Here is a 24380-nt window from a genome sequence, read left to right as displayed (position 1 = left end):
CATTCCTCGCATGGCCTCGGCAGGATACGCGCCGACCCGCGGGCTAACGCGGCGGCAGCAGCGTGCGCCCCGACTCCAGCACCGCCAGCGCCGCCGCGCCGAGCAGGCCCGGCTCCGGGTTCATGATCGCCTGGGTCGGCACCTTTTCCATGATGTCGCGGAAGCGGCCCTTGGCCTCGAAGCGCTCGCGGAAGCGGCCGCGTTCCAGCCACGGCAGCAGGATCGGGATCAGCCCGCCGGTGAGGTAGACGCCGTTCCACGCGCCCAGCGTGAGCACCAGGTCGCCGGCGACGCTGCCGAAGATGCCGGCGAAGGTTTCCACCGTGCGCGTGCACAGCGCGCAGCTACCGTCCTTCGCGCGGGCGGTGATGTCCTCGGGCTTGAGCGCCTCGGGCGTCGCGCCGACCATGTGGCAGATCGCGTCGTACAGGTTCACCAGGCCCTGGCCGCAGATCAGCCGCTCGTTGGAGACGCGGCCGTACTTGTGGTTGAGGTAGTCGAGGATGGCGATGTCCTCCGGCGTGTGCGCGGCGAAGCCGGCGTGGCCGCCTTCGGTCTGCAGCACGCTGCAGTGGCCGCCGCGCACCAGCAGGCCACCCACGCCCAGGCCGGTGCCCGGACCGACCACGGCGAAGGTCTGCTCCGCCTCGGCGCCCACCACCGGGCGCGGCACCGTGCCCACGTCGACCAGGTCGTCGCCCTGCAGCAAGGTCACCGCCATGCTCTGCGCGGCGAAGTCGTTGACCAGGTGCACGTACTCCAGGTCCAGCGCGGCGGCGGTCTGCTGCGCCGAGATCGCCCACGGATTGTTGGTGACCTTCACCGTCTCGCCGTCGACGATGCGCCCGGCGGCGGCCACGATGGCGCGGCTTACCTTGAGGCCGGTGTCGGCCAGGTACTGCTGCGCGGTCGCCACCAGCGAATCGTGCTCGGCCACGCGGTAGCGCCGGATGCTGTCGGCCAGCAAAGGCTGGTCGCGCGAAGGATCGGCCACCCCGAAGCGGACGTTGGTGCCGCCGAGATCGACGAGCAGGGTGGGGACGTGGCTGGGCTGGCTCATGGAACTTCCTGGCGGCGTGAAGCGCCAAGCCTGCCGGCGTCACGGCAGTTAGTCCAGTGTTTTGCCGGCCGCACGGCGTAAAATCCCCCGCAGACCGTTCCGCGAGACCCCGCCATGAGCTTCCCCGCCACCCGCATGCGGCGCATGCGCCGCGACGCCTTCTCCCGCGCGCTGATGCGCGAGCACACCCTGCTGCCGAGTGACCTGATCATGGTCGCGTTCGTGATCGAGGGCGAGGGCCGGCGCGAGGCGGTGCCGTCGATGCCGGGGGTGGAGCGGCTGTCCATCGACGGCTTGCTGGCGCTGGCTGGCGAATGCGTGCGGCTGGGCATCCCCGCGCTGGCGCTGTTCCCCTCGCCCGGCGCCGACGTGAAGTCGCTCGACGCCAGCGAGGCGTGGAACCCGGACAACCTGATGCATCGCGCCACCCGCGCGTTGAAGGCGAAGTACCCGGAGCTGGGCCTGATCGGCGACGTGGCGCTCGACCCGTACACCACCCACGGCCAAGACGGCCTGATCGACGAGCACGGCTACGTGATGAACGAGCCCACCGTCGAGGCACTGATCAGGATGTCGCTGGCCCAGGCCGAGGCGGGCATGGATTTCGTGGCGCCGTCGGACATGATGGACGGCCGCATCGGCGCGATCCGCGAAGCGCTGGAAGAAGCCGGCCTCATCCACACCCGCATCCTCGCCTACTCGGCGAAATACGCCTCCGCGTTCTACGGCCCGTTCCGCGACGCGGTCGGTTCGTCGGTGAACCTCGGCAAGGGCAACAAGCACACCTACCAGATGGACGTGGGCAACAGTGACGAGGCGCTGCGCGAAGTCGAGCTGGACCTGCTCGAAGGCGCCGACGCGGTGATGGTGAAACCCGGCCTGCCGTATCTCGACGTGCTGCGCCGGGTGAAGGACACCTTCGGCGCGCCGACCTTCGTGTACCAGGTGTCGGGTGAATACGCGATGCTGAAGGCCGCGTCGCAGAACGGCTGGCTGGACGAGAAGGCGGTAGTGCTGGAGGCGCTCACCGCGATGAAGCGGGCGGGGGCGGATGCGATTCTTACCTACTACGCGATTGACGCGGCGCGGTGGTTGCGCGACGGGAAGTAGGTGTGGCCAGTTTGCAATGTCTGCTTTCGATGGCGAACCTTTCCAGCCAGCCAACGCTGGGGTCAGACAGAGTTGATCGATACAATTTGAAAACTAGCTAGCAAGGCTTCGCATTCAGTTATCGCGGTTTGACTTATCCGCACCGTTGCTACTACCAATCGATACGCAGGGGACGTGTCATGCGCGCTATGAATCTCATCTATTGTCTTCTTCTACTTGCGACCTCGGTCGCCTTCAACTCGGTGCAGGCGTCGGATACTTCGTCGGCGGCGCAAGGCACGACAATTTCTCCTCCGCGGGGTCTTGTGTCAGTGGCAAAAAGTCCTGCCGCAACGGCCAGTTTTTCGAATGCCGCAAGTAACCATGCCCTTCGATTTGTGGATGCTTACCTGGCACTCTCCGATATCAACAAGATAGAGAAAGGGGAGCGACCAGAGAAGCGCCACTATGCCGTTGTTCTTCAACCCACAGATGACAAACTTCGTTTCGCTAGTCCCGACACATTTGCAGCCTTGGTGGGAGACATGCGCAAGAGCTTCTTCGGCCCTGCGGAAATATGGCACGCCAATGCCTATATGAAGGCCAAGGGGGAAGACAGTAAATTGGTTGATACAAACGGCGATCGCATCTTGGTGGACGAGACCAACTGCTTTGCCATTGTGACGAGGGGGAGATACGAGATCGATGGAAACTCAAAGTTACCGCCCATGAGCCTTGGTGTTGCATACATTCGCATTAGGGGACAACTCTTTGTTGTAAAGATATTTGCAAAAGGGGATGTGCCAGAGGAAGCGGAGTGGCTCACCAATGAAATTCCCGTCTGGCTTCGCTCACTCGTGGTAAGAAACTGAATACTTGAATGTGGAGTGATATCGAGGTCAGGCTCAGTTTCTGCGGTAAGCCAATGTACGTTGTAGAGGCAAAAGCTCTCGTCCTCCTGCGGAGGCCGAGTCACTTCCTCTTTGCGTGCTCAAAGAGAAAGTAACCAAAGAGAAAGAGCGCCCCGCTTGGCGCTTGCCGGGCTCCTGCCCGGCAAGTCCGTGAGCCGGGGCCAGGCTTATCGAACGGGCATCCTGCCCGTGCGAAAAGGCATCGGCATCCCTGCCGATGCCCGCTGCGCGGCCTGTCGACCCCGACTCACCGCCGCACAAGGGACCCCGGTAGAGCAGCGGGCCATCGTGGCCCGCACTCGGTGGAAAGCTGAAAAGCAACAGCAACGCATCGCTCTGCTATTGCCTTGCTCTTGATCTGGCTCTTCTAAAAAGTGCGGGCCACGATGGCCCGCTGCTCTACCCGGGTCCCCTCTGAAGCGGCGGGCGGGTGGAGGAAAAGCCCGCAGGGTGGTTCGCATGGATGCGAACCAGTTTGGCGTCAGGGCAGGATGCCCTGTCGACAAACCCCGTAACACGACCGCGAACCTTGCGGGCAGGAGGCCCGCAAGGCGCGCAAGCGGGGTGGCCTTCTCTTTTGGTTACTTTTCTCTTGGCCACGCAAGAGAAAAGTGACTCGGTCGCCGAAGGCGATCGACCGCTCTGCTCTCAAGCTTTCGCGCTGGCGCGATACCATTGTCATCTCCGACCGCAACCCGAGCCCGGAATCCATGACACCCACGCGTCTTGAAATCACCCGCCCCGACGACTGGCACCTGCACCTTCGCGACGGCGATGCGCTGGCCTCGGTGATCGCCCACACCGCGCAGCGTTTTGCGCGCGCCATCGTGATGCCGAACCTGAAGCCGCCGGTGACGACGGTGGCGCAGGCCGAGGACTATCGCCGGAGGATTCTGGCGAGCCTGCCGGCGGGCGCACGCTTCCGGCCGCTGATGACGCTGTATCTCACCGAGAACACGCCGGTCGAGGAAATCGCCCGCGCCAAGGCAAGCGACAGCGTGTTTGCGGTGAAGTACTACCCGGCCGGCGCCACCACCAATTCCGACTCGGGCGTGCGCGAGCTGTCGCGCGTGCATGCGGTGCTCGAAGCGATGCAGAAGCACGAACTGCCGCTGCTCCTGCACGGTGAGGTCACCGATCCGGATGTCGACATCTTCGATCGCGAACGCGTCTTCATCGAACGCTACCTGCTGCCGCTGCAGGCGCGGTTCCCGGCCTTGCGCATGGTGCTGGAGCACATCACCACGCGCGACGCGGTGGAGTTCGTCCGCGGCGCCCCGGCCAACGTGGCGGCCACGATCACCGCGCATCACCTGCTGCTCAACCGCAACGCGTTGTTCGCTGGTGGCATCCGCCCGCACAACTACTGCGCGCCGATCCTCAAGCGCGAGACGCACCGCGTTGCGTTGCTGCAGGCAGCCACCAGCGGCGACGCGCACTTCTTCCTCGGCACGGACAGCGCGCCGCATCCGCGCGAAGCGAAGGAGACGGCGTGTGGCTGCGCGGGGCTGTATACCGCGCATGCGGCGCTCGAGCTGTACGCCGAGGCGTTCGAGCAGGCGGGCCGACTGGATCGGCTGGAAGCGTTCGCCAGTTTCCATGGCGCCGACTTCTACCGGTTGCCACGGAACCGGGAACGCATCGCGCTCGAGCGCACGCCATGGATGGTGCCGGACCTATACCCGCTGGCCGGGTCCACCTGCACGCCGATGCGCGCCGGCGAGTCGGTAGCGTGGTCGTTGGTGGAAACGACCACGCCCTGACCGTCCTCAGTAGGCGAACTCGCGGAACACCGGATCGACGCTGCCGTGCCACGGGCCGTGGAACAGCTCCAGCTTGCGTTCGGCCGGGGTCTGGTTGGCCTGCACGATCTCGACCAGCGGTTCGAGGAAGACGCTCTCGTCGGCGCCGTGGCGGTTGAGGCGGGCGCGGCGTTTCAGGCCATGGCCGGCGATCTTCAGCGCTTCCTCGGCGAGATCGCGCACGCTGCCGCCGCGGAACGGCAGCTTCAGCGCGTGCTTCGGCACGCCGTCGCGCAGCGCGTGGCGTTCCTCGCGGCTGAAGTCCTTGACCAGGTCCCATGCCGCGTCCAGTGCCTGCTGGTCGTAGAGCAGGCCGACCCAGAACGCGGGCAGCGCGCACAGCCGGTTCCACGGGCCGCCATCGGCGCCGCGCATCTCCAGGTACTGTTTCAGGCGCACCTCGGGGAAGGCGGTGGTGAGGTGGTCGGCGAAGTCCTTCATGGTCGCGTGCACGCCCGGCAGCGTGGGCAGCTCGCCGGCGAGGAAGCGCTTGAAGTCCTGTCCGGCCAGGTCGATGTAGCGGCCGTCCTGATAGCTGAAGTACATCGGCACGTCGAGGATGTAGTCGACGTAGCGCTCGTAGCCGAAGCCGTCGGCGAACACGAAGTCGAGCATGCCGGTGCGGTCCCGGTCGGTGTCGGTCCAGATCTGCGAGCGGTAGGACAAATAGCCGTTCGGACGTCCCTCGGTGAACGGCGAGTCGGCGAACAACGCGGTGGCGATCGGCTGCAGCGCGAGGCTGGTGCGGAACTTCTTCACCATGTCCGCTTCGGAGGAGAAATCCAGATTCACCTGCACGGTGCAGGTGCGCGTCATCATGTCCAGGCCGAGCGAGCCGACCTTGGGCATGTACTCGCGCATGATCTTGTAGCGGCCTTTCGGCATCCATGGCATCTCGTCGCGGCGCCACTTCGGCTGGAAGCCCATGCCGAGGAAGCCCAGCCCCATGCCGTCGGCGACCGAGCGCACTTCCTCCAGGTGCGAGTTCACCTCGCAGCAGGTCTGGTGGATGGTTTCCAGCGGCGCGCCGGACAGTTCCAGCTGGCCGGCTGGCTCCAGCGTGATGTTGGCCTTGTCGCGGGATAGCGCCACCGGGGTCTCGCCCTCGCGGGCAATGTCCCAGCCGTAGCGCGTGGCGATGCCTTCGAGCAGGGCGCGGATGCCGCGCTCACCCTCGAATGGCGGCGGCATCAGGTCGTCGGTGCGGAAGCCGAACTTCTCGTGCTCGGTGCCGATGCGCCAGGCCTCGCGCGGCTTCTCGCCGGCGGCGAGGTAATCGGCAAGTTGCTGGCGGCCCTGGATCGGGGTGCTCTTGACGGCACTGGGTATGGACACGGGCGAAGCCTCGCTGGGGGAGCCGACACTATGGGGGCGGCGCAAGGCGACGAAAAGGGGTGTCGTGGGATGCGGGGTCGGAGCTGCATTGGAGCAGCATCGCCCGGGTGCCGCCTTGAGCTGGATCAGACGGGCACAGGAGGGAAAACGGCGGCCTGTGGCCGCCGTTCCAGTACCGGGCGGAATCGCCGCATCCCGCGATTCCCGATTCCCGCCTGTCAGCGCTTCATCGAATTGAAGAACTCGTCGTTGGACTTGGTGTTCTTCATCTTGTCGAGCATGAACTCCATCGCGGCCAGCTCGTCCATCGGGTGCAGCAGTTTGCGCAGGATCCAGATCTTGGCCAGCATGTCCGGGTCGATCAAGAGGTCCTCGCGGCGGGTGCCGGAGCGGTTGATGTCGATCGCCGGATACACGCGCTTCTCGGAGATGCGGCGGCTCAGGTGCACTTCCATGTTGCCGGTGCCCTTGAACTCCTCGTAGATCACCTCGTCCATCTTGCTGCCGGTTTCGGTCAGCGCGGTGGCGATGATGGTCAGCGAACCGCCTTCTTCCACGTTGCGGGCGGCGCCGAAGAAGCGCTTCGGGCGCTGCAGCGCGTTCGCGTCGACACCACCGGTGAGCACCTTGCCGGAGCTCGGGATCACGGTGTTGTAAGCACGCGCCAGGCGGGTGATCGAGTCGAGCAGGATGATCACGTCCTTCTTGTGCTCGACCAGGCGCTTGGCGCGCTCGATCACCATCTCGGCGACCTGCACGTGGCGCACGGCCGGTTCGTCGAAGGTCGATGAAATGACTTCGGCGCGCACGGTGCGGGCGATCTCAGTGACTTCCTCCGGGCGCTCGTCGATCAACAGCATGATCAGGTGCGCTTCGGGATGGTTGTACTGGATGGCCTGCGCGATGTTCTGCAGCATCATCGTCTTGCCGGACTTCGGCTGCGAGACGATCAGGCCGCGCTGGCCCTTGCCGATCGGCGCGATCAAATCGAGGATGCGGCCGGTGATGTCCTCGCTCGACCCGTTGCCGCGCTCCAGCTTGTACGCCTTGCGCGGGAACAGCGGGGTGAGGTTCTCGAACAGCATCTTGTTCTTCGACGCCTCCGGCGGATCGCCGTTGATGTCGTCGACGCGCAGCATGGCGAAGTAGCGCTCGCCTTCCTTCGGGTGGCGCACGCGGCCGGTGATGTAGTCGCCGGTGCGCAGGTTGAAGCGGCGGATCTGGCTGGGGCTGACGTAGATGTCGTCGGGGCCGGCCAGGTAGGACTCGTCGGCCGAGCGCAGGAAGCCGAAGCCGTCCTGCAGGATTTCCAGCACGCCCTCGGCCCAGATGCCGCCGCCGGAGCGGGCATGCGCCTTGAGCACGTTGAAGATCACGTCCTGCTTGCGCGCGCGGGCGACACCTTCGTACACGCCCAGCGACTCGGCGAATTCCAGCAGCTGCGGCGCCTTCATGCGCTTCAACTCGGTGAGGTTGATCACCCGATCGTTGCTGCCCGGGTCGGCGTTGTCGTCGTCCACCGGCAGGCCGTTCGGGTTCGGCCGCGGATGCTGCGGGCGCCCCTGCTGCTGGTTCGGGTTGCCGCCGCGTTCGTTGCGCCGGCGGCGGCCGCGACCCTCGCGACCTTCGCGGCCGCCGTTGTTCTGGCTGCCGTTCGGGTTCTGGCCCTGGTTCGGATTCTGCGGCTGGCCGGGGTTCTGGCCGGCCGGCGAGTCCTGGTTCTGGTTCTGCCCGGTCTGAGCGGTGAAGTCGCGCGGCTCCGGCGCAGGGCGCGTGGTGGCCGGTTCCGCCGGCATGGCCGGCAGGCTGGCCTGCACCGGCACGGCTGCCGGCGTCGCCGGGGCGGGCGTCGGTGCGACCGGCCTGTCGGCCACGGCGGCCTTCTCGGCGTTCGCCGCCGCGGTCGCGGCGGCCGTGCGGCGCGGCGCGCGGGGGCGCGGCTCGGGCTTGTTTTCGGCCACGGCGCGGGCGTCGGCGCCCGGGGCGTCGTTCGGGGTTCTGTTTTCGGTATCGGACACGGGCAATCCTCGCGGGGCGCCGTTGAATTGCAGGAGGGAGGGTGTGCGTCGCGCGGCAGGCGCAAGGGGACAGGACTGTCCCGACGGACGCGATGAATCTAGCACCCGCCGCGTGCCGGCGTAAAGCCTCGCCAACCTGCCGGACGGGGCCGGGCAGGCGGCGGGCAGCGGGTGTGCAACGAAGGGGTCAGATGGCCTTGTCGATCATCTGGGTCAGCTGGCCCTTGCTGACGGCACCGATCTGGGTCGCCTCGACCTTGCCGTTCTTGAACACCATCAGGGTCGGGATGCCGCGCACGCCATAGGCGCGCGGGGTCTGCTGGTTCTGGTCGATGTTCACCTTCACCACGCGCAGCTTGCCCTGATACTGCTGTGCCAGCTCGTCCAGCATCGGCGCGATGGCCTTGCACGGGCCGCACCATTCCGCCCAGAAATCCAGCAGCACCGGGGTTTCGGATTTGAGCACCTGCTCGTCGAAGGCGTCGTCGTTCACATGGGTAATCAGGTCGCTCACCGGGGATCTCCGTGGCTGGGGGGCCAGAACTGGCAGGTGGAAAACAATGGGGTGGCCGGGGCCGAAAAACAAGGAGTGACGACGGGCGGGCCCGTCATCGGCTACACTCAGGCGCCCACGAAGCGCGGGTTGGGCAGGAAGAGGGCGGCGAGTTCTCATTCCAGCGCAACTCCGGGCACGATTCAAGGGCGGCCGTTCAAGCCGCCCGTCGGACCGCCGTCAAATCCGGCGTCGCACGCCGCGGCGCGACCTTGCCGACCCCGGGATTGAACGCTTCGCTGCGCCACGCGCACCCCGTCCTGCACCGTTTCGCGCCGAACCCCGGCCGCTGAAACGGGTGCAGCGCATCACGCCGCCGTCAGGCAAGGTCAACCATCCGCATATGTCACAAACCGTACTCACCGACACCTTCTTCGCCAACTTCGATCTTCATCCGCTGCTGCAGCAGGGTCTGGACGACAGCGGTTTCACCCGCTGCACGCCGATCCAGGAAATGACTCTGCCGCTAGCGCTGGCCGGGCGCGACGTTGCCGGCCAGGCGCAGACCGGCACCGGCAAGACCTGCGCCTTCCTGGTCGCGCTGATGAACCACCTGCTGACCACCCCGGCGGTGGCCGAGCGCAAGGACAGCGACCCGCGCGCGCTGGTGATCGCGCCCACCCGCGAGCTGGCCATCCAGATCGAGAAGGACGCCAAGGCGATCGGCCGCCACACCGGCCTGCGCAGCGCGCTGATCTACGGCGGCGTCGACTACGACAAGCAGCGCCAGCAGCTGAAGGACGGCTGCGACATCATCATCGCCACCCCGGGCCGACTGCTCGACTACCACAAGCAGGGCGTGTTCAGCCTCAACAGCGTCGAGGTGATGGTGATCGACGAGGCCGACCGCATGTTCGACCTCGGCTTCATCAAGGACGTGCGCTTCATTTTCCGCAAGCTGCCGCCGCGCGAGCAGCGCCAAGTGCTGCTGTTCTCCGCCACCTTGAGCCACCGCGTGCTGGAGCTGGCCTACGAGCACATGCACGAGGCCGAGAAGCTGGTGGTGGAGAGCGACCACGTCACTGCCGACAAGGTGCGCCAGGTCGTCTACTTCCCGGCCAAGGAAGAGAAGATGCCGCTGCTGCTGAACCTGATCGACCGGCACAAGCCGTCGCGCAGCATCATCTTCGTCAACACCAAGGCTGCCGCCGAGCGCGTCACCGAGCGGGTCAAGCGCCATGGCTGCCGGGTCGGCGCGATCTCCGGCGACGTGCCGCAGCTGAAGCGGCAGAAGCTGCTGCAGCGCTTCCAGGACGGCCAGCTCGACATCCTGGTGGCCACCGACGTGGCCGCGCGCGGCCTGCACATCCCGGCGGTCAGCCACGTCTTCAACTACGACCTGCCGCACGAAGCCGAGGACTACGTGCATCGCATCGGCCGCACCGCGCGGCTCGGCGCCGAGGGCGACGCGATCAGCTTCGCCTGCGACCTGTACGCGATGAGCCTGCCGGACATCGAGACCTACATCGGCCAGAGCATCCCGGTCGGCGCGATGGAGCCGGAGCTGCTGGTGATGCCGAAGCCGCACGCGATCGACCCCGAGTTCGCCGCCAACGCCGCCGCCGACAGCGCCGCGTTTGGCGACGTGGTGGCGCCGCGGCCGGGCGAGAAGCCGCGCCGCAGCGGCGCCCCGGGTCGCAGCGGCGAGCGCAGCGGAAGCAGCCGCGGCGCCGCGCGTCCGCCGCGCGAGCGCAAGCCGGAGCTGGCCGACGGCCGTGTCACCGCCGCCGAACAGCCGGCCGTCGAGGGCGTGCACAAGACCGAGGCGGCACCGCGGGCAGATGCCGGTCCGGCCGCCGAAGGGACGCGCAAGCCGCGGCGCCGTCGCGGCGGCCGCAATCGTCGCCGTGAAGGCGCGCCGACCGATGGCGTCGAGACGACCGGCCACCAGCCCGCGGTCGCCGAAGGCAATCGCGCACCGCGCGGCGAGCGTCGCCCGCCCCGCGAGCGCAACGCGGCCGAGTCCGCGGGCAGCGGCCACAGCCGGCCGTCGCGGCAGGTCGCGGTGACTTCGGGCAAGCCCAGCGAGCACGCCCATCCGAAGAAGCCGAGCCTGTTCCGTCGCCTGACCCGGCTGTTCACCGGCCGCTGAGTGCCGCGACCGCCGCGGGTTGGCCCGCGGCGGTCAGGGAAGTCCGCATCTTGCGGCCGGCTTCCCTTATCCTTGCGCGGATACGACGAAACGCAGGCTCGGGGACGCGCGGTGATCCATTTCGACCAAGTCAGCAAGCGCTACGAAGGCGGCCATGAGGCGCTCTCGCAGCTTTCGTTCGAGGTGCCGACCGGCGAGATGGCCTTCGTCACCGGCCATTCCGGCGCCGGCAAGAGCACCCTGCTCAAGCTGCTGGGGCTGATCGAGCGGCCCTCGCACGGCACCATCAGCGTGGACGGCAAGAGTCTGGCGAAGATCCGCCACAGCGGCATCCCGAAGTGGCGTCGGCATCTCGGCATGGTGTTCCAGGACCATCGCCTGCTGCTGGATCGCAGCGTGTTCGCCAACGTCGAGCTGCCGCTGGTGATCGGCGGCATCGCCCGCGCCGAGCGTGCCCGGCGCGTACGCGCGGCGTTGGAGAAAGTCGGCCTGCTCGCCTACGAGCGGCAGTTGCCGGCCACCCTGTCCACCGGCGAGCAGCAGCGCGTCGGCATCGCCCGCGCGATCGTGGCGCGCCCCGCGCTGCTGATCGCCGACGAGCCCACCGGCAACCTCGACCCGCAGCTGGCGGTGGAGATCATGGGCCTGTTCGGCGAGTTCCAGCAGGTCGGCACCACCGTGCTGATCGCCAGCCACGACCTGCCGCTGATCAAGCGCATGAAGAAGCGCGTGATCGTGCTGGATCACGGCCGCCTGGTGGCCGACCTGGCCGCGCAGGAGGTGCTGTGAACACGTCGACCGAGACCCTGCACGTGCCGGCGGATGCGCCGCCGCGCAACGTCCACAGCCGCGGCAACCGCTTCGCCAGCTGGCAGGAACACCACCGCTGGAGCGCGGGGTCGAGCCTGCGCCGGCTCGCCGCGCGTCCGTTCGGCAGCCTGCTCACCATCGCGGTGATGGGCCTGGCGCTGGCCTTGCCGCTGGCGTTCTACCTGCTGCTGGGCAACGTGCAGCAGCTCGGCAACGCGCTGGGCCAGAGCCAGGCGATCAGCGTGTTCCTGCAGCCGGGCCAGACCGCGCCACAGGCGCAACTGCTTGCCAGACAACTGGGCGACCGCCCCGAAGTGGCCGCGGTGACGGTGAAGACGCCGCAGCAGGGCATGGACGAGCTGGCGCAGATGCAGGGCTTCTCCGGTGCGCTGCAGACGCTGGACGCCAACCCGTTGCCGTACGTGCTGCAGCTGCAGCCGCGCGCCGGCGTGGATGCGCACGCGCTGGAGCAGCTGGTGGCCGACGTGCGCACGTTGCGCAGCGTCGAACTGGTGCAGGACAGCGGCAGCTGGCGGCAGCGGCTGGATGCCTTGCTCGGCGTGGGCAACCGCGTGGTGCTGGTGCTGGCTTCGCTGCTGGCGCTGGCGGCGCTGCTGGTGGTCGGCAACACGATCCGGGTGGACATCGCCAGCCGCAGCGAGGAGATCGGCGTGCTGCTGCTGGTCGGCGCCAGTGGCGCGTTCGTGCGCCGGCCCTACCTGTACGCGGGGATCTGGTATGGCTTGTTCAGCGGCGTCCTGGCCGCGTTGCTGGCGGTGGCGATCGAGCTGGCGCTGGCCGCGCCGGTGGCGCAGCTGAGCCAGGCCTATGACGGCAAGCTCCACATCGGCGGCCTGCCGTTGTGGCTGCTGCTGGCGGTGCCGCTGGTCGCCGCGGCGCTGGGCTGGCTCGGCGCGCGGTTGGTCAGCGCGTGGCAATTGCGCCGGGCGGCATGACGGCCTTGCGCCGGGGTGACGTGAATCGCAGCCGTCGGTGCCCGCTCCGGTGCACTATCCCCATTTGCGACGGGTGCAGGGGACGCACCCGCAGGTCCATCGGCGAAGGACGGCCACGAGTCGGGTGGGTAAGTTAAGCCATGAGTACGAATATCAGCGGCCGTCTGCTGACCGATGCACCGCGGGTGCTGGTGGTCGACGGCTCGCGCGTGGTGCGCCAGTTGATCACCCGCGTGCTGCAGGCCGAGCTGCCCGGGGTCGAGGTGGTCGGCTGCGGCAGCGGTGCGGAGGCGCAGCAGGTGCTCGGCGAGGGCGTGTTCGACTTCATCACCGTCGCGCTGCGCCTGCCGGACATGGACGGGCTGGAGCTGGCGCGCTTCGTGCGCGAGTCGGCGCCGCAGGCGTACGTGCCGATCGTGGTGGTGTCCGGCGACGTCGAGGGGCGCCTGCACAGCCGCTCGCTGGGCGAGCACGTCACCGACTACTTCGACAAGGCGCTCGGCTTCCAGGCGCTGGCCGAATTCATTCGCGGCTACGTGCGGCCGGACGCCACCGCCGAGGGCGTGGTGCTGTACGTCGAGGACAGCCGCGTGGTGGCGCTGGCGACGCGCCGCATGCTGGAGAAGATCGGTCTCACCGTGCGCCACGTGGTCAGCGTGGAAGATGCGCTGGCCCTGCTGGAAACCTCGCGGGCGCAAGGCGAGGTGGGCGCCGACGTGGTGCTCACCGACGTCAGCCTGAAGGGCGAGCTCACTGGCGGCGACCTGCTCAAGCACGTCCGCGGCGAGTTCGGCTACGGCAAGGGCCGGCTGCCGGTGCTGGTGATGACCGGCGACGAGAACCCGGCCAACCAGGCTGCGCTGATCAAGGCCGGCGCCAACGACCTGGTCGAGAAGCCGGTCGAGGAAAAACTGCTGGTGACCAAGCTGCTGTTCCAGCTGCGCGTGGCCAGGCACCTGCGCGAACACGCCGCCGGGGCATGAGCGACGCGGCGCAGATCCGGCTGGAACCGTCGTGGAAGGCGCGCATCGGCGACTACCTCGTGCGCCCGGAGATGCAGGCGCTGGCGGCGTTCCTGCGCGCGGAGAAGCAGGCCGGCAAGCGGATCTATCCGCCCGGTCCGGAGATCTTCGCCGCGTTCGCGCACACCCCGTTCGACGCGGTGCGGGTGGTGATCCTGGGCCAGGATCCGTACCACGGCCCCGGCCAGGCGCACGGCCTGTGCTTCTCGGTGCGCCCCGGCGTGCGGGTGCCGCCGTCGCTGGAAAACATCTTCAAGGAAATCCAGCGCGACCTCGACATTGCGCGCCCCGACCACGGCTGCCTCACGCCGTGGGCCGACCGCGGCGTGCTCTTGCTCAACAGCGTGCTGACGGTGGAGGAAGGCCGCGCCGGCTCGCACCAGGGCAAGGGCTGGGAAGGCTTCACCGACGCGGCGATCGACGCGCTGGGCCGCGAGCACGAAGGCCTCGTGTTCCTGCTGTGGGGCAGCTACGCCCAGCGCAAGGGGCAACTGATCGACACTCGCAAGCACTGTGTGCTGAAGAGCGTGCACCCCTCGCCACTGTCGGCGCACCGCGGCTTCCTCGGCTGCGGACATTTTTCCGCGGCGAACCGCTATCTGGAAGCGCACGGCCAGGCGCCGATCGACTGGTCGCTGCCGCCTCGCGCCGCGCTGGGGGACGGTTTCACGCCCGCTTGAAGGCCGTGTCGGTAGTCTTTGCCGGCGGGGTGGGGCGCTGGACAAGGGTGACAAATATCTGTACCATTCAGTTTACAAAAGCGCGGAACCAACTCGCGCTTTAGCACTCAAACCATCCGAGTGCTAAACTTTGACGTCGTTCAGGAGGTTCCACCCATGTCCCAAGCCTTGGCGATCACCCCCAGCAACCTGCCCAGCGTCGTCGGCAGCCTGGACGCCTATATCTCGGCCGTGCATCGCATCCCGGTGCTGAGCCAGGACGAGGAGCAGGAACTGTCGCGCCGCTACAACGAAAAGGAAGACCTGTCGGCGGCAAAGAAGCTGGTGATGTCGCACCTGCGCTTCGTGGTGCACGTGGCGCGCGGTTACAGCGGCTACGGCCTGCAGCTGGCCGACCTGATCCAGGAAGGCAACATCGGCCTGATGAAGGCGGTCAAGCGCTTCGACCCCGACCAGGGCGTGCGCCTGGTCAGCTTCGCGGTGCACTGGATCCGTGCCGAGATGCACGAGTTCATCCTGAAGAACTGGCGCATCGTCAAGGTCGCCACCACCAAGGCGCAGCGCAAGCTGTTCTTCAACCTGCGCAAGAGCAAGAAGCGCCTGGGCTGGATGAACGCGGCCGAGGTGAGTACCGTGGCGAAGGATCTGGGCGTGCCCGAGGCGACCGTGCGCGAGATGGAATCGCGCCTGTCCGGCCGCGACATCGGTTTCGAGGCCCCGGCCGATGCCGACGACGACGCCAAGCCGGCCCCGGCGGCGTTCCTGGTGGACGATGGCGCCGACCCGTACGAGAACGCGGCCGACGAGGACTACGCCGACAACCAGATGGAGACGCTGAGCGATGCGCTCGGCCATCTGGATCCGCGCTCGCGCGACATCATCCAGCGCCGCTGGCTGGATGATGCCAGCAAGGCCACGCTGCAGGACCTGGCCGACGAGTACGGTGTGTCCGCCGAGCGGATTCGCCAGATCGAGGCGAACGCGATGAAGAAGATGCGCGGTCTGTTCGCCGCGGTGGCCTGAACAGCGCATCACGGCTCGACCGAAAACGGCCCCGCACGGGGCCGTTTTCGTGTCTGCACGGGGTGAGGCGTCGGTTCAGCGCCGCACGGCGGCAGGCTGGCGCAGCGCCATGCCCTTGAGCACGTTCAGCGCCTGCGACAGCGCGTAGTCGCTGGTGGCCAGCTTGGCGTCGTCGGCGCTGCCGTCGTTGTTGATGTCGGCGCCGGCCTTGGCGTTCTCGTTGGCCAGGTGGTTCGGCAGGTCGGCCTCCGAGCTGATCAGCACCGGCCCGCGGTCGGATTCGTTCACGGTGAGGTCGGCCAGCGCGATGTCGGGCTTGATCCCTTCGGCCTGGATCGAGGTGCCGTTCGGCGTGTAGTAGCGCGCGGTGGTGATCTTCACCGCGTGGTCGGCGTCCAGCGGCAGCACGGTCTGCACCACGCCCTTGCCGAACGTGCGCTGGCCCATGGTCAGCGCACGGTGGTTGTCCTTCAACGCGCCGGAGACGATCTCGGCGGCCGAGGCGGTGCCGTTGTTGGTCAGCACGATCATCGGCGCGCCGCCGAGCTGGTCGCCGGGGTGGGCCTTGAAGCTCATGTTCGCGTCCTGCAGCCGGCCACGGGTGGTGACGATGGTGCCGGCATCGAGGAAGTCGTCGCTGACGCCCACCGCCGCGGTGAGCAGGCCGCCCGGATTGTTGCGCAGGTCGAGCACGGCGCCCTTCGGCGCCCCGTGCTCGGCGATCAGCTGGCCCAGCTTCTTCTCCAGGTCGCCGGCAGTGTCCTCCTGGAACTGGCTGATCCGCACGTAGGCGTAGCCCGGCTCCAGCTCGCGCACCTTGACGCTGCTGACCGAGATGTTCTCGCGCACCAGGTGCAGGTCGATCAGCTTGTCGCTGTTCGGGTGCACGATGGTCAGGTCGATCTTGCTGCCCGGCTTGCCGCGCAGCTGCTTGAACATCTCGTCCACGTTCTGCGCGTCGACCACGCTGCCGTTGATCTTGACGATGCTGTCGCCCGGCTTGATGCCGGCGCGCGCCGCCGGGGTGTCGTCGATCGGCGAGACGATGCGCAGGCCGCCGTCGACCTGCAGCACCTCGATGCCGAGGCCGCTGTACTCGCCGGTGGTGTCCTCGCTGAGCTGGGTCAGGCCGTCCTTGTCCAGGTATTCGCTGTGCGGATCCAGGCCGCTGAGCATGCCGGTGATGGCGGCCTTCATCAGGGTCTTGTCGTCAACCTTCTCCACATAGGCCTGGCGCACCACCTCGTAGACGCGGCTGAAGTTGCGGATGTCGTCAAGATCCACCTGGTTGGCGGAACGGGCGCCGGCAGGCGCGTCGGCGCTGCTGGTGGTGGCCGGCAGGTCGACCGGCGGCGCCGCCACGCTGGCGGCAGCCGCCGGTGCGCTCTGCGCGCGGGCATCCGGCGCGGCGAGCAGGAACGGAACGGCCAGCAGCAGGACCGCCATGCCGATCGGCGGGCTAGAAGGGGAAAGACGCATGCGTGTGACTCCGTGCAGCAGGCAACGCCGCGCCGGAGCGCGACGGAAAAAGTGGTCAGGCATGAGACAACCAGATGCCGGGGTAATTCAGCGTTAACTCGTTGCTAGCCTGCGATGCGGCGGCGGTCGCGTCAACGGCGCTGGCTCAGCCAGCTGCGCGGGTCGACCGGCTTGCCGGCCTTGCGCAGCTCGAAATAGACCCCGGTATTGACGCCGGTGGGCGGACTGGCGGTGCCGATCGCCTGGCCGGCCTCGACCTGGTCGCCCACCTCGCGCAGCAGGCTCTCGTTGTTGCCGTACATGCTCATCCAGCCGTTGCCGTGGTTGAGGATCAGCAGCATGCCGTAACCGCGCAGGAAGCCGGCGTAGATCACCCGCCCGCGTGCCACGGCATGGATCTCGCTGCCGCCGCCGGCCTTGATCAGCACACCGTTGCCGTAGCTGTTGACCACGCCGCTGGCCGGCCACGGCAGGTTGCCGCGGATGTTGGCGCCGGCGCCGCCGACCGCGACCGGCGGCGGCCGGTGGCCGGGATGTTTCCTGACCGTCGCGGCGCGTTCGGCGGCGGCGCGCGCGGCGGCTTCGTCGATCGCCTTCTGCAGCTTGTCGAGCAGGTTGTTGAGCGATTGCGCGTTCTGCTTCAGCGCGGCCAGCCGCTGCGCCTGGTCTTTGTAGCGGGCGTCGGTCTCGGCGGCCAGCTGCTGTTGCGCGGCGCGTTGCCGGGCCAGCACGGCGGCCTGCTGCTCACGCTGGGCGCGGGTCGCCTGCAGCGCCTGCTGCTCGGCGGTGATCGCGTCCTCCAGCTCCTGCAGCTTGGCCAGGTCGGCCATCAGCCGCTGCACGCGTTGCACGCGGTCCTGCTGGAAGTATTTCGAGTACACCAGCGCACGGGCGATGCGCGCCACGTCCTCGTCGCCCAGCAACAGGCGCAGGTCCGAGCCGTGGCCGAGCGCGTAGGTGGCGCGCAGCAGGTCGGCGATAGCGGCGCGCTGGCTGTCCAGCGTCTGCTTCAGCGCGCCGCGCTGCTGTTGCAGCTGGTCCAGCTGCTGCTGCTTGGCCGCCAGCTCGGCATCGGTCTGGCGCACCGCGCGCGCCGCGCCGGCCAGTGCGTTGGCCTGCCTGGCCAGTTCCGCGTTGACGCTGTCGCGGCGGGCCGCCGTGTCGGCCTGCTCCCTGGCCAGCGCCTCCATTTTGTGGCGCAGCTCGGCCAGTTTCTGCTTCGCCTCGGCCTGTTCGCTGCGGCTCGTGCCGTCCTGGCGCGCTTGCAGCGGAGTGACGGCCAGACAGCCCAGCACTGCGGCAAAGATCAGGCAGCGGACGGGGTGGGCAGCGAAGCGGATGGGTTTGGGCATGCAGCCGATTATCCCCGAGCGGAGCGGATGGAGCGAGACGGGCGTGTCGGGCGGTGCCGCACGCCGGGCGCGGGTTCGCCGCGGATCCGCCGCCGGCCACGGCGAGGGTTGCGGCGGGGCGCGCCGTTCGATGCGCCGATCCCGCCACGGCAGCATCCGGCGATGACCGGTGGATGGAAGTCTAGCCGTCCAAACAAATGTTTTGACGCGCCGCAACAATTGTGCTCTAGTCGGAACCGCTCCTGCGCAAAACGACGGTGCCATCGGCATCGCGGCAGCCTGCGCAGCCCGGAGGGGTGAGATGGCGGCAAGCGGCACGGCGACGTTGTACGACCCGGCTTTCGAGCACGACAGCTGCGGCTTCGGCCTGGTGGCGCAGATCGACGGGCGCGCCGGCGCCGCGCTGGTCGACACCGCGTTCGCGGCGCTGGCGAAACTCTCCCACCGCGGCGGCGTCAACGCCGACGGCATCAGCGGTGACGGTTGCGGCGTGCTGATCCATCGCCCGGCGGACTGGCTGCGCGCGCTGGCCGCGACGGACGGTATCGTGCCGGGCGAGCGTTTCGCGGCCGGGCTGGTGTTCCTCGACCCGACTGGCGGCGAGGCGGCCGCGATCGCGTTCGAGCGGCAGCTGGCCGAGGCCGGGCTGGCGCTGGCCGGCTGGCGCGAGGTGACGATCCATGCCGAAGCCTGCGGCCCGCTGGCGTACGCCACCTGCCCGCGCGTGCGCCAGGTGTTCGTGAATGCCGCGCCCGGGATGGACGACGATGCGTTCGAGCGCGCGCTGTTCCGCGCGCGCCGCCGCGCCGAGGCGGCACTGGCGGATGACCCGCAGTTCTACGTGGTGAGCCTGTCGGTGCACGCGATCGGCTACAAGGCGATGGCGGCGCCCGGCCGGCTGCGCGACGTGTTCGCCGACCTGCACCATCCGGCGCTGGCCAGCGATGCGGTGGTGTTCCACCAGCGCTTCTCCACCAATACCACGCCGCAATGGCGGCTGGCGCAGCCGTTCCGCCTGCTCGCGCACAACGGCGAGATCAACACCATCCGCGGCAACCGGCGCTGGATGCAGGCGCGTGAGGCGGTGCTGCGTTCGCCGCGGGTCGACCTCACCGACCTCGGCCCGCTGGTGCGCCAGGACGGCTCGGATTCGGAAAGCCTGGACAACGCGCTGGAGGTGCTGCTGGCCGGCGGCCTCGACATGCTCACCGCGATGCGCGTGCTGGTGCCGCCGGCGTACGCGGCGCGCGAGGATCTGGACGAGGACCTCAGCGGCTTCTACGAGTACTACGCGCTGCACAGCGAGCCGTGGGACGGCCCGGCCGGGCTGGTCATGTGCGACGGCCATTACGCGGCGTGTACGCTCGACCGCAACGGCCTGCGCCCGGCGCGCTGGGCACTGTCCGACGACAACCTGCTGATCGTCGCCTCCGAGGCCGGCCTGTGGGATGTGCCGGCCGCGCGCGTGGTGGCCAAGGGCCGGCTCGGCCCGGGCCAGATGCTGGCGGTGGATTTCGCCGGCAGGCGCCTGCTGCACGACGCCGACATCGATGCGATCAACAAGAGCCGCGCGCCGTTTCGCGACTGGTTGCGCGCCGGTGTCAGCTATCTCGAATCGGACCTGATCGATCCCAGCCTCGCCGCCGAGCCACTGCCGGCGCCAGTGCTGCGCCGCTACCAGAAGCTGTACGGCCTCAGCCGCGAAGAGCGCGAGAGCGTGCTCAAGGTGCTGGCCGAGACCGAGGCTGAGGCCACCGGCGCGATGGGCGACGACACGCCGATGGCGGCGATGTCGCGCCAGGTGCGGCCGCTGTTCGACCGCTTCCGCGAGGGCTTCGCCCAGGTCACCAACCCGCCGATCGATCCGCTGCGCGAGCGGCTGGTGATGTCGCTGGTCACCCAGTTCGGCCGCGAAGGCAATTTGTTCGAGCTGTCGGCGGACAACGCGAAGCAGATCCTGCTGAACTCGCCGATCTGCTCGCAGCGCAAGCTGCGCCAGCTGCTGGCGCTGCCGCAGTTCGTCGACGCCACCGTGCAGATCGACCTGTGCTACCGGCCCGAGGAAGGGCTGGAAGCGGCGCTGCGCCGCTTCTGCCGCGAAGCGGAGCAGGGCGTGCGCGGCGGCGCCGGCATGGTCTTCATCACCGACCGTTATCCGAACCGGGACACGCTGCCGGCGCACGCGCTGCTGGCGGTGGGCGCGATCCACGCGCACCTGATCGAGACCGGCCTGCGCTGCCAGTGCAACCTGCTGGTGGAAACCGCCACCGCGCGCGACGCGCACCAGTTCGCCTGCCTGATCGGCTTCGGCGCCACCGCGATCTACCCGTGGCTGGCCTACCAGAGCCTGTTCGAGCTGGGCCGCGACGGCCACATCAAGCGCGGCGACGGCACGGCGCGCGAGATCGGCCGCAGCTACCGCCGCGGCATCCGCAAGGGCCTGCTGAAGATCCTGTCGAAGATGGGCATCTCCACCATCGCCGGCTACCGCGGCGCGCAGCTGTTCGAGATCGTCGGCCTGGCGCCCGAAGTGGTGGCGCTGTGCTTCGCCGGCACGCCGTCGCGCATCGGCGGCGCCGGCTTCGCCGAACTCGAGCACGACGCGCGCCTGCTCGCCGCCGAGGCCTGGAACGAGGCGCAGCCGCTGCGCGCCGGCGGCATCTACAAGTACGTGCACGGCGGCGAGTACCACATGTACAACCCCGACGTGATCGACACGCTGCAGGTCGCCGTGCGCAGCGGCGCGATGGCCGACTACCGGCGCTACGCGCAACAGGTGGACACGCGCCCGCCGTCTGCCTTGCGCGACCTGCTGCTGCCGCAGGCGGCGGGCCAGCCGGTGCCGCTCGACGAAGTCGAGCCGGTCGAGGCGATCCTCAAGCGTTTCGACTCCGCCGGCATGTCGCTCGGCGCGCTGTCGCCGGAGGCGCACGAGGCGCTGGCGATCGCGATGAATCGTCTTGGCGCGCGCAGCAATTCCGGCGAAGGCGGCGAGGATCCGGCACGCTACGGCACCGAGAAGAGTTCGAAGATCAAGCAGGTGTCCTCCGGTCGCTTCGGCGTCACCGCCGAGTACCTGGTCAACGCCGAGGTGCTGCAGATCAAGATCGCGCAGGGCGCCAAGCCCGGCGAGGGCGGCCAGCTGCCCGGGCACAAGGTCAACGAGCTGATCGCGCGGCTGCGCTACGCCAAGCCCGGCATCGGCCTGATCTCGCCGCCGCCGCACCACGACATCTATTCGATCGAGGACCTGGCGCAGCTGATCCACGACCTGAAGGAAGTGAACCCGACCGCACTGATCTCGGTGAAGCTGGTCTCGCACGCCGGCGTCGGCACGGTCGCCGCCGGCGTGGTCAAGGCCGGCGCGGACCTGATCACCATCTCCGGTCACGACGGCGGCACCGGCGCCAGCCCGCTCACCTCGATCAAGTACGCCGGCACGCCGTGGGAACTGGGCGTGGCCGAGGCGCAGCAGACGCTGCGCCGCAACGGCCTGCGTGGGCGCGTGCGGCTGCAGACCGACGGCGGCCTGAAGACCGGGCTGGACGTGATCAAGGCCGCGCTGCTCGGCGCCGAGAGCTTCGGCTTCGGCACCGGCCCGATGGCCGCGCTGGGCTGCAGGTACCTGCGCATCTGCCACCTCAACAACTGCGCCACCGGCATCGCCACGCAGAACGAGACGCTGCGTCAGGAGCACTTCACCGGCCTGCCCGAGATGGTGATGAATTACTTCCGCCTGCTCGCCGAGGACGTGCGCGAGCACCTGGCGCAGCTCGGCGTGCGCAGCCTCGGCGAGCTGGTCGGCCGCAGCGACCTGCTGCGCCAGGCCGAGGGCAGCACGCCGGTGCAGCGGCAGCTCGACCTGTCGCGGCTGATCGACGCCGACGGTCTCGGCACCGCGGTCGACAGCGGCTGCACGATGGCGCGCAACCCGATGCGCGACGAAGCGGCGCTGGCCACGCGCATCGCCCACGATGCCGCGCCGCTGGTGGAACTGGGCGCAGGCGGCACCTTCCGCTACGCCATCGCCAACACCGACCGTGCGATCGGCGCGCGGCTGTCCGGCGCGGTGGCGCGGCGCTGGGGCGACCACGGCATGCCCGAACCGATCACCCTGCAACTGGAAGGCAGTGCCGGGCAGAGCCTCGGCGCGTGGAATGCCGGCGGCGTGCAGATCGAGCTCACCGGCGAGGCGAACGACGGCGTCGGCAAGGGCATGGCCGGCGGGCGCATCCTGGTGCGGCCGCCGGCCGAGTCGCCGTTCGCCAGCCAGGACGCGGCGATCCTCGGCAACACCTGCCTGTACGGCGCCACCGGCGGCGAGCTGTTCGCCGCCGGCCGCGCCGGCGAGCGCTTCGGTGTGCGCAACTCCGGCGCGCTGGCGGTGATCGAGGGCGCCGGCGACCACTGCTGCGAGTACATGACCGGCGGCGTGGTCGCCGTGCTCGGCGCCTGCGGCCTCAACTTCGGCGCCGGCATGACCGGCGGCTTCGCCTACGTGCTCGACCTCGAGCGCAACTTCGTCGATTGCTACAACCACGAGCTGGTCGACATCGTGCGCATCACGCCCGAAGGCATGGAACACCACATGCAGCACCTGCGCAGCCTGATCGCGCGCCACGCCGAGCTCACCGGCAGCGCGTGGGCGCGGCATTTGCTCGGGGATTTCCGCGGCCTGCTGCAGCGCTTCTGGCTGGTCAAGCCGAAGGCGGCCAGCCTCGCCGCGCTGGCCGACGAATTGCGGAGGGCGGCATGAGCGACAAACTGTTCCAGTTCCTCAATCTCCCCCGCCAGCCACCCAAGGCGGTGCCGGTGGCGATCCGCGTGCTCGGCTACGGCGAGATCAGCGGCGACTTCGCACCGGCTGCGGCGGTGGGCCAGGCCGAGCGCTGCCTCGACTGCGGCAACCCGTACTGCGAGCACGCCTGCCCGGTGCACAACTACATCCCGGGCTGGCTGAAGCTGGTGCAGGACGGGCGCCTGTTCGAGGCCGCCACGCTGATGCACGAGACCAACCCGCTGCCGGAAATCTGCGGCCGCGTATGCCCGCACGATCGCCTGTGCGAAGGCGCCTGCACGCTGGAGCAGGGCGGCTTCGGCGCGGTGACCATCGGCAGCATCGAGCGCTCGATCACCGACGAGGCGTTCCGCCAGGGCTGGCGGCCGGACCTGTCCGGCGTGGTGGAAAGCGGCCGCCGCGTGGCGGTGGTCGGCGCCGGCCCGGCCGGGCTGTCGTGCGCGGACCGGTTGCGCCGCGCCGGCATCGCGGTGGACGTGTTCGACCGCCAGCGCGAGATCGGCGGTCTGCTCACCTTCGGCATCCCGCCGTTCAAGCTGGACAAGACGGTGATCCACACCCGCCGCGCGGTGCTCGAAGGCATGGGCGTGCGTTTCCACCTCAACGTGGAGATCGGCCGCGACCTCGCGTTCGAGCGGCTGCTGGCCGACTACGATGCGGTGTTCCTCGGCACCGGCGCCTACACCTTCGTCGACGGCGAGCTGCCCGGGCGCGAGCTCGATGGCGTGCACGACGCGCTGCCGTTCCTGATCGCCAACGCGAACCGCCTGCTCGACGACCAGCCGGTGCCGCCGGCGCTCGACCTCAACGGCAAGCACGTGGTGGTACTCGGCGGCGGCGACACCGGCATGGACTGCAATCGCACCTCGGTGCGCCTGGGTGCCGCCTCGGTCACCTGCGTGTACCGACGCGGCGAGGCCAGCATGCCCGGCTCGCGCCGCGAGATCGCCTACAGCCGCGAGGAGGGCGTGGGTTTCCTGTTCCATCACCAGCCGCTGGCCCTGCTCGGCGAGCAAGGCCGGGTGCGCGGCGTGCGCCTGGTGCGTACCGAGGTGGGACGCGATGCGGACGGCCGCGCGCGGCTGCAGCACGTCGAGGGCAGCGAGACCGAGCTGCGTGCCGACGTGGTGATCCAGGCGTTCGGCTTCCGTCCCAGTCCGCCCGCGTGGTGCGCCACACATGGCATCGCTCTGGACGCCGGCGGCCGCATCCTGGCCGGCGACGCGGGTGCGCTGCCGTTCCAGACCGGCCACCCGAAGATCTTCGCCGGCGGCGACAACATGCGCGGCGCCGACCTGGTGGTGCGCGCGGTGCACGACGGGCGCGAGGCAGCCGGCTCGATCGCACGAATGCTCGCCGAGCTTCCGCTGGAAGCGGTGGCCTGCGTGGCGTAAGTTTCG

The 24380-nt window shown here is 68.8% G+C and carries 17 protein-coding genes; 11 read left to right on the top strand and 6 right to left on the bottom strand.

Annotated features, from left to right (window positions below):
• Window positions 1-43: 43 nt before the first annotated feature.
• Window positions 44-1060, bottom strand: coding sequence for a glucokinase (glk, locus tag R2APBS1_RS17200; protein ID WP_015448891.1), 1017 nt, complete (start codon window positions 1058-1060; stop codon window positions 44-46).
• A 114-nt stretch (window positions 1061-1174) separates the two neighbouring features.
• Here glk and hemB point away from each other — a divergent pair, with 114 nt between their 5' ends.
• From hemB to pyrC, 3 genes are all read left to right on the top strand, one after another.
• Window positions 1175-2170: a porphobilinogen synthase gene (gene hemB, locus R2APBS1_RS17195; protein WP_015448890.1), complete on the top strand. Its 996-nt coding sequence runs from the start codon at window positions 1175-1177 to the stop codon at window positions 2168-2170.
• A gap of 188 nt (window positions 2171-2358) precedes the next feature.
• Window positions 2359-3021, top strand: coding sequence for a hypothetical protein (locus tag R2APBS1_RS20320; RefSeq protein WP_155950252.1), 663 nt, complete (start codon window positions 2359-2361; stop codon window positions 3019-3021).
• 749 nt (window positions 3022-3770) lie between these two features.
• Window positions 3771-4823: a dihydroorotase gene (gene pyrC, locus R2APBS1_RS17190; protein WP_015448888.1), complete on the top strand. Its 1053-nt coding sequence runs from the start codon at window positions 3771-3773 to the stop codon at window positions 4821-4823.
• A 6-nt stretch (window positions 4824-4829) separates the two neighbouring features.
• Here pyrC and R2APBS1_RS17185 read toward each other — a convergent pair whose 3' ends face one another.
• The 3 genes from R2APBS1_RS17185 to trxA form a co-directional block, all read right to left on the bottom strand.
• Window positions 4830-6197: a glutamate--cysteine ligase gene (locus R2APBS1_RS17185; protein WP_015448887.1), complete on the bottom strand. Its 1368-nt coding sequence runs from the start codon at window positions 6195-6197 to the stop codon at window positions 4830-4832.
• A 218-nt stretch (window positions 6198-6415) separates the two neighbouring features.
• Window positions 6416-8215, bottom strand: a complete 1800-nt coding sequence (gene rho, locus R2APBS1_RS17180) for a transcription termination factor Rho (RefSeq protein ID WP_015448886.1) — start codon at window positions 8213-8215, stop codon at window positions 6416-6418.
• A 187-nt stretch (window positions 8216-8402) separates the two neighbouring features.
• A complete protein-coding gene (trxA, locus tag R2APBS1_RS17175; RefSeq protein ID WP_007515050.1) occupies window positions 8403-8729 on the bottom strand; it encodes a thioredoxin TrxA in 327 nt (108 codons plus the stop codon).
• A gap of 382 nt (window positions 8730-9111) precedes the next feature.
• On the opposite strand from trxA, the gene R2APBS1_RS17170 reads away from it, so the two are divergent.
• From R2APBS1_RS17170 to rpoH, 6 genes are all read left to right on the top strand, one after another.
• A complete protein-coding gene (locus R2APBS1_RS17170) occupies window positions 9112-10860 on the top strand; it encodes a DEAD/DEAH box helicase (RefSeq protein WP_027485233.1) in 1749 nt (582 codons plus the stop codon).
• Between the two features lie 111 nt (window positions 10861-10971).
• Window positions 10972-11649: a cell division ATP-binding protein FtsE gene (gene ftsE, locus R2APBS1_RS17165; protein ID WP_015448884.1), complete on the top strand. Its 678-nt coding sequence runs from the start codon at window positions 10972-10974 to the stop codon at window positions 11647-11649.
• Window positions 11646-12626, top strand: a complete 981-nt coding sequence (ftsX, locus tag R2APBS1_RS17160; RefSeq protein ID WP_015448883.1) for a permease-like cell division protein FtsX — start codon at window positions 11646-11648, stop codon at window positions 12624-12626. Before ftsE ends, ftsX begins: the two co-directional genes overlap by 4 nt.
• A 140-nt stretch (window positions 12627-12766) precedes the next feature.
• Window positions 12767-13609, top strand: coding sequence for a response regulator (locus tag R2APBS1_RS17155; protein ID WP_007508747.1), 843 nt, complete (start codon window positions 12767-12769; stop codon window positions 13607-13609).
• The gene (gene ung, locus R2APBS1_RS17150; protein WP_015448882.1) at window positions 13606-14328 is read left to right on the top strand and encodes a uracil-DNA glycosylase; all 723 of its coding nucleotides are present in this window, start codon (window positions 13606-13608) and stop codon (window positions 14326-14328) included. Before R2APBS1_RS17155 ends, ung begins: the two co-directional genes overlap by 4 nt.
• A 156-nt stretch (window positions 14329-14484) precedes the next feature.
• Complete coding sequence (gene rpoH / locus R2APBS1_RS17145) at window positions 14485-15351, top strand: RNA polymerase sigma factor RpoH (protein WP_007508743.1); 867 nt, start codon at window positions 14485-14487, stop codon at window positions 15349-15351.
• 75 nt (window positions 15352-15426) lie between these two features.
• Here rpoH and R2APBS1_RS17140 read toward each other — a convergent pair whose 3' ends face one another.
• Both R2APBS1_RS17140 and R2APBS1_RS17135 read right to left on the bottom strand, forming a co-directional pair.
• Complete coding sequence (locus R2APBS1_RS17140) at window positions 15427-16830, bottom strand: S41 family peptidase (protein WP_015448881.1); 1404 nt, start codon at window positions 16828-16830, stop codon at window positions 15427-15429.
• 131 nt (window positions 16831-16961) lie between these two features.
• On the bottom strand, window positions 16962-18182 hold the full coding sequence (locus R2APBS1_RS17135) for a murein hydrolase activator EnvC family protein (protein ID WP_015448880.1): 1221 nt from the start codon (window positions 18180-18182) through the stop codon (window positions 16962-16964).
• Between the two features lie 301 nt (window positions 18183-18483).
• On the opposite strand from R2APBS1_RS17135, the gene gltB reads away from it, so the two are divergent.
• Together gltB and R2APBS1_RS17125 are read left to right on the top strand one after the other, a co-directional pair.
• Entirely contained in the window at window positions 18484-22938 is a 4455-nt protein-coding gene (gene gltB / locus R2APBS1_RS17130; RefSeq protein WP_015448879.1) for a glutamate synthase large subunit, read from the top strand.
• The gene (locus R2APBS1_RS17125; protein ID WP_015448878.1) at window positions 22935-24374 is read left to right on the top strand and encodes an FAD-dependent oxidoreductase; all 1440 of its coding nucleotides are present in this window, start codon (window positions 22935-22937) and stop codon (window positions 24372-24374) included. Before gltB ends, R2APBS1_RS17125 begins: the two co-directional genes overlap by 4 nt.
• Window positions 24375-24380 lie beyond the last annotated feature (6 nt).

Origin of the sequence: Rhodanobacter denitrificans, assembly GCF_000230695.2 — a bacterium.
Taxonomy (GTDB): domain Bacteria; phylum Pseudomonadota; class Gammaproteobacteria; order Xanthomonadales; family Rhodanobacteraceae; genus Rhodanobacter; species Rhodanobacter denitrificans.
Note: the sequence above shows the minus strand (reverse complement) of the source record. Positions and strands in the feature narration are given on the sequence as shown.

Coding starts and splice junctions, on each gene's coding strand:
- ung (WP_015448882.1), top strand. CDS start 13,606: ATGAGCGACGCGGCGCAGATCCGGCTGGAACCGTCGTGGAAGGCGCGC.
- gltB (WP_015448879.1), top strand. CDS start 18,484: ATGGCGGCAAGCGGCACGGCGACGTTGTACGACCCGGCTTTCGAGCAC.
- R2APBS1_RS17140 (WP_015448881.1), bottom strand. CDS start 16,830: ATGCGTCTTTCCCCTTCTAGCCCGCCGATCGGCATGGCGGTCCTGCTG.
- glk (WP_015448891.1), bottom strand. CDS start 1,060: ATGAGCCAGCCCAGCCACGTCCCCACCCTGCTCGTCGATCTCGGCGGC.
- R2APBS1_RS20320 (WP_155950252.1), top strand. CDS start 2,359: ATGAATCTCATCTATTGTCTTCTTCTACTTGCGACCTCGGTCGCCTTC.
- hemB (WP_015448890.1), top strand. CDS start 1,175: ATGAGCTTCCCCGCCACCCGCATGCGGCGCATGCGCCGCGACGCCTTC.
- pyrC (WP_015448888.1), top strand. CDS start 3,771: ATGACACCCACGCGTCTTGAAATCACCCGCCCCGACGACTGGCACCTG.
- R2APBS1_RS17135 (WP_015448880.1), bottom strand. CDS start 18,182: ATGCCCAAACCCATCCGCTTCGCTGCCCACCCCGTCCGCTGCCTGATC.
- rpoH (WP_007508743.1), top strand. CDS start 14,485: ATGTCCCAAGCCTTGGCGATCACCCCCAGCAACCTGCCCAGCGTCGTC.
- R2APBS1_RS17170 (WP_027485233.1), top strand. CDS start 9,112: ATGTCACAAACCGTACTCACCGACACCTTCTTCGCCAACTTCGATCTT.
- R2APBS1_RS17155 (WP_007508747.1), top strand. CDS start 12,767: ATGAGTACGAATATCAGCGGCCGTCTGCTGACCGATGCACCGCGGGTG.
- R2APBS1_RS17125 (WP_015448878.1), top strand. CDS start 22,935: ATGAGCGACAAACTGTTCCAGTTCCTCAATCTCCCCCGCCAGCCACCC.